We start from the raw sequence: 14,396 nt of genomic DNA, 5'->3' as shown, positions 1-14,396 counted from the left end.
GTGACGCTTGTGGTGGCCTACACCCATTCCAAGGCAAGCCCAAACCTGCCCCTACCTTGGTCGTTCCTAAATCCATCGGTTGTCGATGTTCGTTGTGTCCCCGCTGATTACCCCCTGGTTAGATGATGAACGCTATTTCTCCTTGGCTCGTGGCGCTGGCAATGGTTGGCCTCAGTAGCGGTGCTCTCCCCGCCAGGGCCAGTTATTCCCTAGAAGCGCAAACCTCTGTATCGATGCTGGAAACGCTGCCGCCAGCCTCCCAGGATGCCCACCACCTCAACCGTCTTGCCGACCATATCCAGCACCAGATGAATACGGCGGATGACACCTTGCCGATGGTGATCGACTTCCAGCAGCTTCCGCTTCTAGGAAATTTTCTAGATAAGGACGGCAACCTCAATCTGCCCCTAGGGCTCACCCTATACAGCACCATGGGCGACACCTCCATCGGCTTTGGCACCCAGTTTTAACCCCAGGTTTTATCTATCCGACTTCGGTTCTGGCCCTAGGCAAGGTTTATACTCTATACCCAGTGCAGCACGTCGGACTCTAGACCTTTGGGCGTCGATCTTCGTAGTTACGTATATATAGATAATCTTCAACCCCAGCACGCCGCCTACATGGGCACGGTGTCCCTGGGTTTTTTGCCGCTACCAGGGGATGCTTCCCTCTGGGTTGAAATTTCCCCCGGCATTGAAATCAACCGAATCCTCGACATTGGCCTGAAGGCGGCGGTGGTGCGCCCTGGAACGCTGATTGTAGAACGGCTCTACGGGCTGCTAGAAATCCACGCTAACAAACAGGGGGAAGTTCACGCCGCTGGCCAAGCCATGCTGGATGCCCTAGGGGTGAGCTACCGCGAACGACTGAAACCTCGGATTATCTCTAGCCAGGTGATTCGTAACCTCGATCCCCACCATGTGCAGCTCATCAACCGCAACCGTCGAGGCAACATGATTGTGGCAGGCCAAACCCTCTATGTGTTTGAGGTAGAGCCCGCCGCCTACGCCTCCCTAGCGGCCAACGAAGCCGAGAAGGCCGCCCTGATCAACATTCTGCAAATTAGCTCCGTGGGTAGCTTTGGTCGCCTTTACCTCGGTGGCGAAGAACGCGACATTCTCGCCGCCCAACAAGCTGTCCTCGCCGCCATGGAGTCGGTTGCTGGACGGGATCACCCCCACCAACAGCGCCATGAATAGCGCCACGAAAGTGCCACGCGAGAACGCTTTTCCCTGCCCTTAGCCCCCCTCTTTCCCATGAGTGAGTCCCCCTTTGCCTCAGAGTCCGGCCCATCCACCAATGGATCTACCCCCCCGGATTTGCTGCCCCTGGCGGATCGCCTGCCCCAAGATCCCCAGTCTCCAGCCCCAATGCCCGTCACCGACACCCTCAGTCCCGGCATGAAGCGCGATATTCGGCGAGCCTTCCTAATCTTGCTGGGCACGGGCCTGATTATCGGTGCCGTCACTGCCGCCGGAGTGGTATTGGTGATGAATCACTTCAACCTGATTGGTGTTCCCGAACAATCTGCCCCCTAGCTGTTTTTTGCATACCCCCATGACCGTTTGGCAGTTGGATCTCCACCGTCCTCCCCTCACCAATGCCCAGAATGAGCCGCTGTGGGAATGGTTGGCCTGCGATGCCGATCTGGGCTTTCGCCATGAGGCCCAAACAACCCAGGCCGAAGTGAGTGCCGATTGGGTGACGGCTCAACTTCAGGCAGCCATCGATCAGGCGGGGCATGTCCCAGAAAAGATTCAGGTGTTTCGGCCCCAGGCGTTGTCGTTGTTGACCCTAGCCGCTAAAAATCTAGGGTTGACTACAATCCCCACTCGCTACACCCCAGCCCTGCACCAGTGGTTGCGCCAAAAAGCCGAGATTTATCCCACCCTGGGGAACTTTACTGGGACAGTCTACGACCCGCTGCACCTTGAGTCGCCGCCGCCCTTGCCTCTGGCGGAAAATTTGTGGGGAGATCGCTGGGGCTTTGTCACCCTGGCGGCGGGGGATTTTGAGCGCACCTTTCCCCACGAACCGATTCCCATCGCTCAGTTGCCGCCAGAATGGTTGCCTTCCTCCCTTGGATTGGCCAGCACCACGCCGCTACCGGGAATTGTGATTGACGGCGGACGGCAGGCGATGGCCTTGGCCCAGTGGGTGCAGTCGGTGAATCCGGCCACCTTGCGCTACATGGCCGGAGACCCCGACGGGCTGATCCTCGATGCTGGACTGTGCGACCGCTGGGTGATGACCACCTTTGCCGATAGCGACATGGCCCAGGCGGGTCAGCAGTTTGAACAGCGCAAAGCCGCCAGTCAGGGGCTCCATTTCTTGCTGGTGCGTCCCGATGATTCGGGCATGACCTATACCGGGCTGTGGCTGCTGCGGGGTTGAGGCCCAGGCTTGTTGATTCTCACGGGGAATCGTGGGGGGAATGATGGGGGCGCGTTGCGCCTGGCCCCTTTTCAGTGTTGAATCGATCTGGGTTGGGTTTGTCTACGGGGTATAGTTGCGGATTAGCGGTGCATGGCTTTGGATTGGTGGTGCATTGTTTCGCGAATGCCCCCTAAGTCGCTGTTTTGCCCTCACCCCCAGCCCCTCTCCCAAGTTGCTATCCCCGCATCCCATGACTCCTGTTCTGTACAACACCCTGACCCGCCGCAAGGAACCCCTGCACCCCCTAGAGCCGGGACGAGTGAAGATGTACTGCTGCGGGGTCACGGTCTACGACTATTCCCACCTCGGTCATGCCCGCTGCTATGTGGTGTGGGATACCCTGCGCCGCTACCTGACCTGGCGGGGCTATGAGGTTCACTATGTCCAAAATTTCACCGATATTGACGATAAAATCCTCAATCGGGCCAAGGATGAAGGATCGGATATGAAAACCGTGGCCGAGCGCTACACAGCGGCCTATTTTGAAGACATGGCGCGGCTAAACGTCCTGGAAGCCGACGACTACACCTACGCCACCCGCACCCTCGACGGCATCCAGCGGTTGATCAGCGAACTGGAACAAAAGGGCTACGCCTACCCGGCCAATGGCGATGTGTACTACGCCGTGCGGAAATTTGACGGCTACGGCAAGCTCTCTGGCCGCAAGCTGGAGGACATGCAGGCGGGGGCCAGCGGTCGGGTCAGCGCCGAGGAGACCATCAAGCAAGACCCCTTCGACTTTGCCCTGTGGAAAGGCGCGAAGGAAGGCGAACCCTTTTGGGAATCCCCCTGGGGGCCGGGGCGTCCGGGCTGGCACATCGAATGCTCGGCCATGATTCGCGACCGCTTTGGCGACAGCATCGACATCCACATGGGCGGCAGCGACCTGATTTTTCCCCACCACGAAAACGAGATTGCCCAATCTGAAGCGGCCACCGGGCATCCCCTATCCAGCGTGTGGATGCACAACGGCATGGTGAACGTGGGCGGCGAGAAAATGTCTAAGTCCCTGGGCAACTTCACCACCATTCGCGGATTGCTAGATTCTCCCAACGCCCCCGACCCCATGGCCCTGCGGCTGTTTTTGTTGCAGGGCAATTATCGCAAGCCCGTGGACTTCACGGACGAATCCATCGCCGCCGCCCAAAATAGCTGGCACACCCTGCAAGAGGGGCTGCGGTTCGGCTTCCAATTCGGGGAAAAGCTGGGCTGGGAAATTGACCCGGAATCCCCGGCATCTTCCTCAGAATCCGGCGGCACGATTGACCGAGAATCCGCCCCCGTCCAAGCCTTCCAATCGGCCATGGATGACGACCTCAACACCGCTGGGGGACTGGCGGTGCTGTTTGATCTGGCCAAGGAACTGCGGCGGGCAGGCAACCTAATCACCCACACGGGCCAAGCCGATACGGATGCCGCCACCCTGCTTCAGCACTGGCAAACCCTAGTCAACCTCGCCCACGTCCTCGGCTTAGAAGCAAGTCCTGAAACTCCCAAAGTGTCTACAGGCGGACTTTCCGACGACGAGGTTGAAGCCCTGCTGACCCAACGGAAAGAGGCCCGCGCCGCCAAAAACTTTGCCGAGGGAGACCGCATTCGTGACCTGCTGCAAGCCCAGGGCATCACCCTGATTGACAAACCGGGCGGCATCACCGAATGGCACCGCTAGGCTCAAAGTCTAGGGGGTCAAGGCTTGGTCGGCGTATTCTACCCGGTCAATCTTGAGTTCTCGGCCAGAGCGAATATCTTCCATCGGGGCATGGCAAGTGGGGCAGGCGTATTGCAAGCCAATTTCGGGCTGATATTCATGCTGGCAGGGGTGACAAAAGGCAATCAGCGGTGTTTCGCGAATCACCAGTTCGGCCCCATCCAAAAAGGTGCCCTTGGTTTGTACGTCAAAGGCAAATTGCAGACCCACGGGTTCCACACAGGTAAACTTCCCTACCGTCAGGTGCACTTTTTCGATGGCGGGCTGTCCGGGCTGGGCTTCCCACCAATCCCGCACCGTTAGGATGAGGGCTTTGGTCATGTCAGTTTCGTGCATTTTGGGGACGCGAGAACAGCGAGTAGGGATGAAGAGTTTATGAGTTCTTAGGTTTGAGTGTTGAGTTCGCTCGATAAAGATTGAACTCAACACTTAAAATTCAAAGTTCAAAATGCAAAATTCAACACATCCCTACTCCCAAGGTGTGTCCACGTTCATATTGGCTTCTTCGTGAATGTAAGATGGCTTTTCGCGACGGGGTAACTGGCCGGAAATCACTAGGTGGGCCATGGCATCGCAAATCACGCGGGTGGCCATCAATGAGGTCATGTCGCTGATATCGTAGGGGGGCGAGACTTCCACCACTTCCATGCCGCACATGGGCACGTTTTGGATAATTTTGCCCAGCAAATAGAGGGCTTCACGGGGCAGCAAACCGCCCGGTTCTGGCCAGCCTGTACCGGGGACAAAGCCCGCATCGATGCAGTCAATGTCGAAGCTAATCCAAACGCAGTCGGTGCCGTCGGTGGCGCGTTGGATGGCAAAATCGGCGGCGGCATCCAGGCCCATTTCGGTGATGTCGGTGACGGTGAGGATGTTGGTGGCCCGTTCGCGGCAGACCTTCACCCCCTGGCGCGGCACCTGCCAGCCGCCGATGCCGAGCTGCACCAGGTTTTTGGCGGGGGCGTTGGCCATGTTGGTGGCGTGGAACCAGGGGCAGGTGTGCATCCGTTCGTCCAGGTCGGTTTCTTGGGTGTCCACATGGCGGTCAAAGTGGATGATGCCGACTTTTTTGTCGCCCAGGTGCCGACAGATGCCCCGCACCGTAGGAAAGCCGATGGAGTGGTCGCCGCCGAGGATGATGGGAAACGCCCCGGAGGCAAACACATGGGCCACGCCCTTGGAGATTTGGTCGAAGGATTTTTCGTTGTTGGCGGGGATGGTGAAAATATCGCCCACGTCGCAGAGGGTGATTTGCTCGCGCAGGTCAACGCCCAGCTCAAAGTTGTAGGGCGTATACAGGGCGGAAATGCGGCGGATGCCCTGGGGGCCAAAGCGGGTGCCGGGGCGATAGGTGGTACCAGAATCGTGGGGCACGCCGACAATCGCTACATCATAATTGCCCACCTTTCGCACATCCTCTAGGTAGGGCGCTTTCATAAAGGTGTTGATGCCCGCATAGTGGGGCAGTTCACCGCGAGAAAAGGTGGGAATGGTGCGATCTCGAATGCTATCTGCTGCCTCTAGGCCGTATTCTAGCCCCTGGTTCACCTCCTGCTGCCAGCCCGTCAGCGGCAACCGCGCTTCGGCTTGCAAGGCCCGCTGGGCCTCGGTGCTGCCGTCGGGGGTTTGAAACAGCGGGGAATCGGAGGAAGGAGTCGTCATGGCTGAACCTCGTAGGAAATGGGAAACGGCAACTAAAAAACCCAGGAGCACAGACAACTGAAGCGTCAGCGTTTCTGCGTCTCCCGGGCTTTTGTCCCGCCGTGTAGTTAGATAGGTAAGATTGGCCTAGGGATTGCCAGGACTAACCACGCCTACCTAACCCGCCTCTCTTGGACCAGACACTCGCACCAAACTGCTATCAACTTGCCTGACCGAATCGGGCTAAGCCTAGTTGGGAAAGCCTTTGAGCCAATCGGAACCCTAGAGGCGCTGGATTCAATTGCCCCTAGATACTAAGGGGAATCGGGGGATTTGGTCAAGCCACGAACAAAATGGGCTCATCGTATCGGCGAATACTTTTTTGAAGTCCGGGTTTCTCCAAGATAGACAGGTAAGTCAGGCCCATAGAAACATCGTTATTGTGCCTATTTTTCATCGTTTATGGGCTTGATTTCGCATAGTCAAGGAAACGTATTGGTTTGCAACTAACTGCAATTTTAGATAATCAAATAAACAGAGTCTAAAACGTTTCTAGGGTTCCGATTCTGCCTATGGCTGTGAATGTCTGGTCCAAGAGAGGCGATCCTGCAGTGCCTTGAGCGACGTCTTAAATGATGTCTTCAGGGCCGCAGGACACACGGAGGGATAAAAGCCCGGGAGAATGCGGTTGTTGCCAAGCTACAGCCCCCTTCTGGGCATTTTTAGTAAGGGATCAACGCGAATTGTATCGGTCTTTTGTTCCCAATCCTTGGGATCACAACGCCTGATCGTCACACCTTATCCACAGTCTGTGCCTGTTGTTATTGGTCATACCGCTATGGAATTGCAAGCTACTCAGCACGGTTTATTTTTCTGGGGAATCATTCTGTTTCTGCTGGGTACCCTCGGCATTGGCGTTTGGGCTTCCAAACAGGTGCGGGGAGACAGCGTTAATTTTTTGGTGGCCGGACGAGGATTAGCGCTGCCCCTCGCCGCCGCCACGCTGATGGCCCAATCCGTCGATGCAAACGCCACCCTGGGCAATACCGATCTCTCCTCAGAGTTTGGTTTTTGGGCGGGGGCGGCTCTGCCCGTGGGGCTGGCGCTTTGCCTGTTCCTCACCGGGCTGGTGCTGGCCAAACCCATGAACCGCATGGGCTTGATCACCATCCCAGACTTCTACCGGGTGAAGTACGGGCGGCGGGTCGAACTGATGGCGGCTTGCATTATGACCCTGAGCTTCTCCTTTTTGCTGGCGGGCAACTTGGTGGCCGGGGGCTTCATGTTTCAAACCTTTTTGGGCACCAGCTACGCGGGCGGGATCACCCTACTGGCGGCACTGGTGTTGACCTACACGGTGTCGGGTGGGCTGTTTGCCGTAGCCTATACCGACTTCATCCAAATTTTTATCGCCTTTGCGGGTTCTGCCGCCCTGCTGGTCTATGTGCTGGTACACTACGGCCTCACCATTCCTGAGGGCATGGGGCCACTGGCCCTAGAACAGCTCACCCGCATTGACGCTGGGGCACCGATCAACTGGGCCAGCCTCATTGCCCTGGGGTTTGGCAACATGGTCGCCATTGATTTCATGGCCCGCATTTTTGCAGCAGATAGCCCCCAAACGGCCCAGCGTGCCTGCTTCATCGCCTCGGCAGGCACCTTGATTATCGGGCTGCCGTTCTCCCTCATTGCCCTCACCGCTGGCAGCATTTTTGAGCAAATTGGCATCACCCCCGACGGGCCTGTGCTATTTGCCCTGCTGCAACATGCGGTTCCTGGCCTGCTGGGGCTCATGGTGCTGGCGGCCATTTTGGCGGCGTCCCTCTCCACGGCGGACGGTGCCATTCTGGGGACGTCTTCGGTGCTGGCCCACAACGTTCTGGGCATTCGCCATGCCTCCGCCCAGGGGGCCGGGGGCGACCGTCTGCTGCTGATTACCCGCATCATGGCGGTGGTCATTACCTTGGTCGGCGTTGTCCTGGGGTTGCGGGTGCCCCAAACCGGGGTGCTGCTGCTGTTGGCCTTCGACATGAGCTTTGCCGGACTGGTGGTACCCCTGCTGGGCGGGTTGTTTTGGCCCCAGGCCACCCACCAAGGCGCAACGGCCTGCATTCTGGTGGGTTCCCTCTCACGGCTGGTGATGTTTGTCCTCATGCCCACCATGTTCGGAGTCGATAACACCCTGCTCTACATCCCCAACGGCCTACTCACCGCCGCCTTTGATGGATTTCCCACGATGATCAGCCCGGTGTTGGGCCTGGTGGCCTTTGTGGTCGTGTCTCGGCTAACCGTGCGCCCCCTTCAAGACCCGGAACTCCACCGCCATGAGCTTGCCGAAAGTGTGCGCTCTCTCTAGGTCAAGGGCGCAGTGTCAGGGCGGCGCGGCTAAACTGCGCTGCCCAGCAGCCGAATGACGGCTTCCGAGTTCAAGGCCCATGGGAGCAGCGGCATCGGAGTTCAAGGCCCGGTCTAACGCTGGGATACCACTCCATCCAGGTCGCGATAGTCGGGCAAAGTGCCATCAATAACGGCTCCCTGACGCAGCACGATGCGGTCGCCTTGGGGCCGAGCCAAAAGCTCATTCAGGGTGCGGGCTTGGAAGAGAACCAAGTCCGCTGATTGACCCACCCCAAGGTGCCCGCCCTGGGGCAAACCCAGCAGTCGGGCTGGCGTGGTGGTAACGGCCTGGGGCCACTGGCCAAAGGGAGCATCCAACTGGCCCAAGCGAACCCCCTGGCTAAACACCTCTAGCATGTCGTGGTCGCCGTAGGGGAAGAAGGGATCGCGGCAATTATCGCTGGCTAGGGCTACAGGAATCCCTGCCTGAGCCAGTTCTGGCAGCAGGGTCACACCTCGGTAGCGGGGCATTCGTCCGGTCTGGCGATCCTGTAAATAGGCGTTGCACATGGGCAGGCTAACGACAGCGATGTCGGCCTGCTTCACCAGATCTAGGGTGGTCTGTACCTGTTCCTCCGTCTGCACAGAGAGACTACAGGCATGACCACAGGTCACTTGGCCTTGGAAATCGTACTTGAGCTTGGCCTCAGCGACCCAGCGCAGCCCATCCTCCGCTGGATCGAGGCTTTCATCGACATGGAAGTCGAGATTCAGGCCTCGGTCTTGGGCAAGGCGGAAGGCGGCCTCAATCCACTCTTGCATGCGCGGCTGATTGTGGATAGCCCCCCCAAGAATGCCCCCATAGTGAGCCACCAGATCGGCCAAATCTGCCGCTTCCGGAGTTCCGTAGACCTCAATGCCGACAAGGGCTACCGCCTGAAGGGTAAGACGATCTGACCAAAGCTGGCGCAGATCATTCCAGACCGCCCAGCTTGTTGGCCCCTGGGGGCCAAGGCTGTCTAGGTGGGTGCGGAGAGCTTGGGTGCCGTGGGCATAGCTACAGCGCAGGGCAAAGTCCATGCGTGGCCGCAAGTCCGCCGCTGTCCAGTGGGTATAGTCTTGGCGCACCATCGCCAGGGCCGAGGCAAACGTGCCGTCAGGATTCGCCTGCCGGGGCCAGATATGGGTTTTGTCGAGGTGGGTATGGCTGTCCACAAAGCAGGGCCACACGAGGCCCTGGCGTAAATCCCAAGTAGGGGCGTCCATCGGTGGAGAGTGATGGGCCGGAATCAGATCGACAATCATGCCCTTCTCAATGGCCAGATGGGCTGCCACTAACTCCTCCCGCCAAGGGGGCGCAGCCAGGTCGGGTATGGGCAGTGTCCACGAGATCGAAGGATCTAGACACCCCAGGGGAATACGGATATGGGTCAGCCAGTAGCGATCTGTGACGGTGGCAAAATCAGGCGTTGGGGTCATGATCAGCCCAGGGCAAGGGTTTTCGTTGGTCATTAGCAGACGATGGGGATGGCAAGTGATCGCGATCACTTTAGCCTGTGATTGCGATCAACACCTTGCCACGATGGGATCACTTCAAAAGCCGTAGCGAGTCACTTTGCTGCCCTTAACATTGAGTTATTTTAAATATAACGACACAATAACTTCCGCTTCACTTTTGGGAATGCTAATGGAATAGGGTGCTTCTATCGTTAGTTACTGAGGTAAATACCTATGGTTAGCAACACAACGTTTCACATTTTCTGGCAATCCGGCGCTTCTGTTTTCGGATTCCTACTCCTTGTTATTCTGCTTGCCTAGCCTGTTCCCAGCGATGGGGCTAGCCTAAGCGCCCTGATTCTCCCTTGAACAACCACGACTGATTCCAGAACAACGCCCCCTCTTTGTTCCATTCCGCCCCTATCTGCCCTGGCTTCAAAGAGTCCACTAGCCATGGAGCCGACGCTAGATTGCCGACGCTAGGTTAGCGAATCCCTATGCCTCCTCAATCTTGTGATTCCCCGTTGGCTATAGAGGTATCTCGGCGGGTTGCTGCCCCCAGGTCTTACCCCAGCACCGCCACCCCCCAAGCATCTCCCTAGCACTGTGGCCCTAGGACATCAGAGTAGCCAGAGCTAGGTTTAAGTTGTCCTTCACCGCCACCGCTGATCGCCCCAGCTCGGCCTGCTCGGCTGGCGTGAGGGCCAGTTCAATCACCCGCTCGACGCCGCCCTTACCCAACTGGCAGGGAGTACCGAGGTACAAATCTGCTAAGCCATACTGGCCGTCTAGGTAGGCCGCAGCGGGCAAGATGCGGGACTGCCCTAGCACAATTGATTCCACCATGGCGCAGGCAGCGGCAGCAGGCCCATAGAAAGCTCCACCCTGCTTGAGCAAGGCAACAATTTCTGCTCCGCCCTGGCGGGTGCGGTCGATGGCGGCCTGAATGCGGTCGGGGGGGAGCAGTTCGGTAACGGGAATACCGCTGACGGTGGAATAGCGAGGCAGGGGCACCATGCGGTCATCGTGGCTACCCACCACCAGCGCCGCCACATCCCCTGCGGGCACCCCCAGTTCTAGGGCCAAAAACGTTTGGAACCGAGCAGAATCGAGCATCCCCGCCATGCCCATCACCCGCTGGGGCGGCAGTTCGCTGACCTTCCAGGCCAGGTAGGTCATCACATCGAGGGGGTTGGTGACAACAATGATGCTGGCATGGGGAGAATGAACCAGCGCCTGACGCACCGTTTCCGCCACAATCTTGCCGTTGGTGGCCATCAAGTCTTCACGGCTCATGCCGGGACGGCGGGCTAGCCCAGCGGTAATCACCAGCAGGTCAGACTGGGCGGTGTCGGCATAGTCGTTGGTGCCGAGGATGCGGTGGCTGTAACGGCCATGGCTGCGGGCTTGGGTGAGATCAAGGGCCAGTCCTTGGGGGCGGTCGGGAATAATATCGAACAACACCACGTTGGCGAGGTCGCGCTCGGCGATGCGCTGGGCTAGGGCGCTGCCCACATTGCCAGCCCCTACGATGGTGACTTGACTTTCGTTACAGTAGGCAAGGGAGGGGAGGGGAGAGGCCATGGGAAGTTCCAATTGCGACCATAGTTCTATTGTCTTTATCGTTTTAGGAAACTGTCTCGTTGTTGTTGATATTCTTAATCGAAGTCAGTTTTTCCTTGATCCCTAGTTAGTTTAAGACTGCCTTCTCAAAAAGTAGTCAGTAATTTCCTGGAGAGAACAGCCTCCTCAACGTGCCGCCTCAGCCCAGCGGTATCATCCTAACGATGCTGGCCGCAGGGGGCTGAAGGGCCGTCTGTCGCTTTTACAGGCTGTCTCAACGGGATCTATGGGCAGGATCGATGGTTGTAGGAACACCAGTCGCTCCAGCCGCCCACATAGAGCTTGGCGAGGGGTTGTCCGGCAAGGGCTTGGGAAAGCAGATTGACGCAGGCGGTTACTCCCGATCCACAGTAGAGGATGACTTCCTCAGCTTCAGGGAAACTGTCCCAGCGCTGGGCTTGGGCCGCAGCGGGTTTGAGAATGCCCCCATCGGTGGAGGCGGTCTGCCAGAACAGGTTCTCGGATCCGGGGATATGTCCCGCCACGGGATCGATAGGCTCAACTTCACCTCGGTAGCGGGCGGGTTCGCGGGAATCAATGAGGAGTACACCGGGCTTGTCCTGGCGGCGGCGCACATCGTCAATATTGACCACCCAGTGGGGCTGGGGCTGGGGAATAAATCGGCCCATTGTGGGATCGGGGACTGCGGTACTCACGGCGTAGCCACTCCGCTGCCATGCCCCCCAGCCACCATCCAGTACAGCGACCGTCCCATGACTCAAGTATTTCAGCATCCACCACAGACGGGCGGCAAAGGCAAAGCGTGAGTCGTCGTACACCACCACCTGGGTAGGGCCGTGGGGGCCTGCGGAGCACACCCCCAGTTGTTCTAGGCGTTGGCCAAAGACGTCCCAGTCGGGTAGGGGATGACGGCCACCGTGGGTCTGCACCGGACTGGAGAGATCGCGGTTGAGGTCGAGGTAGTGGGCACCGGGGATGTGGCCTGCGGCGTACTGGCGCTGACCTAGGTGCGGATCGGCAAGGGAAAAGCGGCAGTCAATGATCACCACCTGGGGATCGTTGAGATGGTTGGCTAGCCAATCTACACTAACGGCATTGGGAAACGACGCCGATGCCCCCGGAGTTTCAGCAATGGCCATGGCCTACACCTGCCCCCCAGGGCACACCGTAGACCAGCTTTCTAGGTTAGCCCGCGAGGCAATCATCCCCGCTAGTTCGCCCCGGTAGGCAATTAGCCTAGAGCGGTCGGGGGAGTTGGGGGGCACCAGTTCTACCAATCGCTCCACCGAAGCTGCCGCGCAGGCCCAGTCGCTGGCGGCTACGGCCTCGGCTACGGTGACTTCTAGACGAGCGATTTCGGCCCGTTTAGCTGCTTCGGCCCGCTGACGAGCAATGTAGGTTTCCATGTTGCGAATGGCAGCGGTGGCATAGCGATCCCCTGGACGCACCGCCAGAGCCCGCCGAAAATTGATGAGGGCTGTGTGATAGTCTCCCTGCTCGGCGGCGGCATAGCCAATCAACATTGCCGTTGTGTAGCGTTGAGCTGGGGTTTGGGGAGCAGAGGGAGAGGTACTGGCGGCCTGTTTCGTTTGGGTTGCGGGGGTCGCCATGGGCGTTGCCTCCGACGGCGCTAGGACTGGGGTAGCCGGAACAGTCAGTTTGGCAGAGGCCGTGGCCCAGGTGCCCTCAGCCTGCGCCCACGCCATGGCCATCGCACCGCCCAGACCCCAACACAGGCCCAGGCTGCCTAGGCCCAGGGCGAGTTGCCGCCAGTGGGATATCCATCGCCGTTGAGGCCGATCTGTAAGTCTGAAGGGTTTTGCCCCACGGTCTTGGAATTGCTGGAGCCCTATCATCCGGCTACCTCTCCTGCCAAACGCCCTAGATAATGTCCTGGACTATCCCCACGACCGTCTAGGGTAGCGAATTTTTTCGGTTATGTTGCACCCGTTATGCCGACTCTCTGACGCTAGCGCAGACTGTGGCAGGCCAGCGCAGGCCCAAATACCATGGGCACAGACCATAGTGAAGATGGCTATGTTGCAGGTTGGTATCATGTTGCAACAGCTTGTATCCTTTTGTACCAAAGCAGCCCCCTATTGGGCACTGTAGGGGTAAGCCCGTCGTTCCCCTGTACTGTCCTATGCGCTCTTCCTCCTCCCCGTCTTTCCCGTCTTCCCCGTCTTCCCCATCCGCTCCTGCCGATGGCCCCGTCGCCGCTCTCGTGAACCAAGTTCTGGAATCGCGGTACATCACCCAGGCCCAGTACCAAACCCTCTCATCCATGGTGCTAGCAGACGGCACCGTGGATGAGTCGGAGCGTTGCCAAATCAACCGCCTGTTTGATGCTATTCAAAATGGCCGCGTCAAAATCCGGCCTTAACGGTCAGCGGTGGCCCAAAGCCCTTTACACCCCCAACCCCAGTCTCCTAGGGCTATGAGGTCGGAGAACGAACTGCGCGGCACAATCGGCTATGGGCCAGGGCTAAAGGGTTAATGGAAAACGCCCATCCCAGAGAGGCGATGGGCGCGAGGTTTTTATCAGAGGTAAACCATGGAAAGGCAGACCAAGGCCAGGGCCAGACTAGCTCATGGCTGTGCTGCTGCGGTCGTAGGCGGCAAAATCGTGGGGCACTTTGCCTTGGATATGGCTTTCGTAGCGCATGGCTTCTTCTATGGGCAGGCCCACTTCGGCAGCGAGGCGCACCATCATGCCCTGTTCGCGCTTACGGCTACGTTGGTGGCGGCGAATAAACAAATTCCGAGCGAGTTCGGGAATACCGCTCACACCGGGTTCAGTCGCAGGCATAGCCACGGGAACGGCCACGGGAACGGCCACGGGAGCTGCCACGGGAGCCGCCACAGGGGCCGCTACACCCGTACGGTAGGGGACGCCCCGCCAAGTCAGATCAGCGGCGGGTTGGGCTGGTAGATCGGCCACAGAACGAAAGGCTACAGGAGCCCCACGATACAGTCCAGTCTCGAAGGTGTCGCCCATTTTGGGCATTGGGTTGGGCGTATAGTCGTAGCTGACGCCGCGATAGGTCAATTTCATGATGTCGCCTCCTGGAAGCGAGTGGCGTTTTTAGAGGCGCGTTCCTTCGGGAATGTCCCTACTTCCGTCCCTCTGGTGCTGCCCCTGGCCGACCTAGCGTGTTGACCATCAGGCAGAAGGGATGAACGATTTCTGTCT

14 protein-coding genes and 3 riboswitches are annotated in these 14,396 nt (G+C 58.6%); of the genes, 7 read left to right on the top strand and 7 right to left on the bottom strand.

Annotation, left to right across the window (positions count from 1 at the left end):
* The first annotated feature begins 122 nt into the window (after window positions 1-122).
* The 5 genes from GFS31_RS11870 (at window position 123) to cysS (ending at window position 4,105) form a co-directional block, all read left to right on the top strand.
* Window positions 123-470 carry a hypothetical protein gene (locus GFS31_RS11870; RefSeq protein WP_198805029.1) on the top strand — a complete coding sequence of 116 codons (348 nt, stop codon included), beginning with the start codon at window positions 123-125 and terminating at the stop codon, window positions 468-470.
* Window positions 471-557: 87 nt separating this feature from the next.
* Window positions 558-1,199: a hypothetical protein gene (locus GFS31_RS11865; protein WP_198805028.1), complete on the top strand. Its 642-nt coding sequence runs from the start codon at window positions 558-560 to the stop codon at window positions 1,197-1,199.
* A 57-nt stretch (window positions 1,200-1,256) separates the two neighbouring features.
* Window positions 1,257-1,538 carry a hypothetical protein gene (locus tag GFS31_RS11860; protein ID WP_198805027.1) on the top strand — a complete coding sequence of 94 codons (282 nt, stop codon included), beginning with the start codon at window positions 1,257-1,259 and terminating at the stop codon, window positions 1,536-1,538.
* Window positions 1,539-1,557: 19 nt separating this feature from the next.
* Window positions 1,558-2,394 (top strand): Tab2/Atab2 family RNA-binding protein, encoded by an 837-nt coding sequence (locus tag GFS31_RS11855; protein ID WP_198805026.1) that lies wholly within the window; start codon window positions 1,558-1,560, stop codon window positions 2,392-2,394.
* Window positions 2,395-2,626: 232 nt separating this feature from the next.
* The gene (cysS, locus tag GFS31_RS11850) at window positions 2,627-4,105 is read left to right on the top strand and encodes a cysteine--tRNA ligase (RefSeq protein WP_198805025.1); all 1,479 of its coding nucleotides are present in this window, start codon (window positions 2,627-2,629) and stop codon (window positions 4,103-4,105) included.
* 9 nt (window positions 4,106-4,114) lie between these two features.
* Here the strand turns inward: cysS and hypA are convergent, their stop codons facing one another.
* Entirely contained in the window at window positions 4,115-4,480 is a 366-nt protein-coding gene (gene hypA / locus GFS31_RS11845; protein WP_198805024.1) for a hydrogenase maturation nickel metallochaperone HypA, read from the bottom strand.
* A gap of 132 nt (window positions 4,481-4,612) precedes the next feature.
* Window positions 4,613-5,806, bottom strand: a complete 1,194-nt coding sequence (locus tag GFS31_RS11840; protein WP_198805023.1) for an agmatinase family protein — start codon at window positions 5,804-5,806, stop codon at window positions 4,613-4,615.
* A gap of 78 nt (window positions 5,807-5,884) precedes the next feature.
* A riboswitch (guanidine-I (ykkC/yxkD leader) is annotated at window positions 5,885-6,082 on the bottom strand.
* 244 nt (window positions 6,083-6,326) lie between these two features.
* Window positions 6,327-6,468: riboswitch (guanidine-I (ykkC/yxkD leader) on the top strand.
* A 155-nt stretch (window positions 6,469-6,623) separates the two neighbouring features.
* Here GFS31_RS11840 and GFS31_RS11835 point away from each other — a divergent pair.
* Window positions 6,624-8,141 (top strand): sodium:solute symporter family protein, encoded by a 1,518-nt coding sequence (locus tag GFS31_RS11835; RefSeq protein WP_198805022.1) that lies wholly within the window; start codon window positions 6,624-6,626, stop codon window positions 8,139-8,141.
* 113 nt (window positions 8,142-8,254) lie between these two features.
* Here the strand turns inward: GFS31_RS11835 and GFS31_RS11830 are convergent, their stop codons facing one another.
* The 4 genes from GFS31_RS11830 to GFS31_RS11815 all read right to left on the bottom strand — a co-directional run bounded on the left by GFS31_RS11830 (window position 8,255) and on the right by GFS31_RS11815 (window position 13,059).
* Window positions 8,255-9,601, bottom strand: a complete 1,347-nt coding sequence (locus GFS31_RS11830; RefSeq protein ID WP_198805021.1) for a cytosine deaminase — start codon at window positions 9,599-9,601, stop codon at window positions 8,255-8,257.
* Between the two features lie 630 nt (window positions 9,602-10,231).
* Window positions 10,232-11,203 carry a malate dehydrogenase gene (gene mdh, locus GFS31_RS11825; protein ID WP_198805020.1) on the bottom strand — a complete coding sequence of 324 codons (972 nt, stop codon included), beginning with the start codon at window positions 11,201-11,203 and terminating at the stop codon, window positions 10,232-10,234.
* A gap of 263 nt (window positions 11,204-11,466) precedes the next feature.
* A complete protein-coding gene (locus tag GFS31_RS11820) occupies window positions 11,467-12,342 on the bottom strand; it encodes a sulfurtransferase (protein ID WP_198805019.1) in 876 nt (291 codons plus the stop codon).
* A gap of 3 nt (window positions 12,343-12,345) precedes the next feature.
* Window positions 12,346-13,059 carry a hypothetical protein gene (locus tag GFS31_RS11815; protein ID WP_198805018.1) on the bottom strand — a complete coding sequence of 238 codons (714 nt, stop codon included), beginning with the start codon at window positions 13,057-13,059 and terminating at the stop codon, window positions 12,346-12,348.
* A 287-nt stretch (window positions 13,060-13,346) separates the two neighbouring features.
* Between GFS31_RS11815 and GFS31_RS11810 the strand changes: the two genes are divergently transcribed.
* Entirely contained in the window at window positions 13,347-13,586 is a 240-nt protein-coding gene (locus tag GFS31_RS11810) for a hypothetical protein (RefSeq protein ID WP_198805017.1), read from the top strand.
* 201 nt (window positions 13,587-13,787) lie between these two features.
* Here the strand turns inward: GFS31_RS11810 and GFS31_RS11805 are convergent, their stop codons facing one another.
* Window positions 13,788-14,258, bottom strand: coding sequence for a DUF4278 domain-containing protein (locus GFS31_RS11805; protein WP_198805016.1), 471 nt, complete (start codon window positions 14,256-14,258; stop codon window positions 13,788-13,790).
* A gap of 35 nt (window positions 14,259-14,293) precedes the next feature.
* Window positions 14,294-14,388, bottom strand: a riboswitch (Glutamine riboswitch).
* Window positions 14,389-14,396: the final 8 nt, after the last annotated feature.

Origin of the sequence: Leptolyngbya sp. BL0902 (assembly GCF_016403105.1) — a bacterium.
GTDB lineage: Bacteria > Cyanobacteriota > Cyanobacteriia > Phormidesmidales > Phormidesmidaceae > Nodosilinea.
This window is presented reverse-complemented; position numbering and strand designations above follow the sequence as displayed.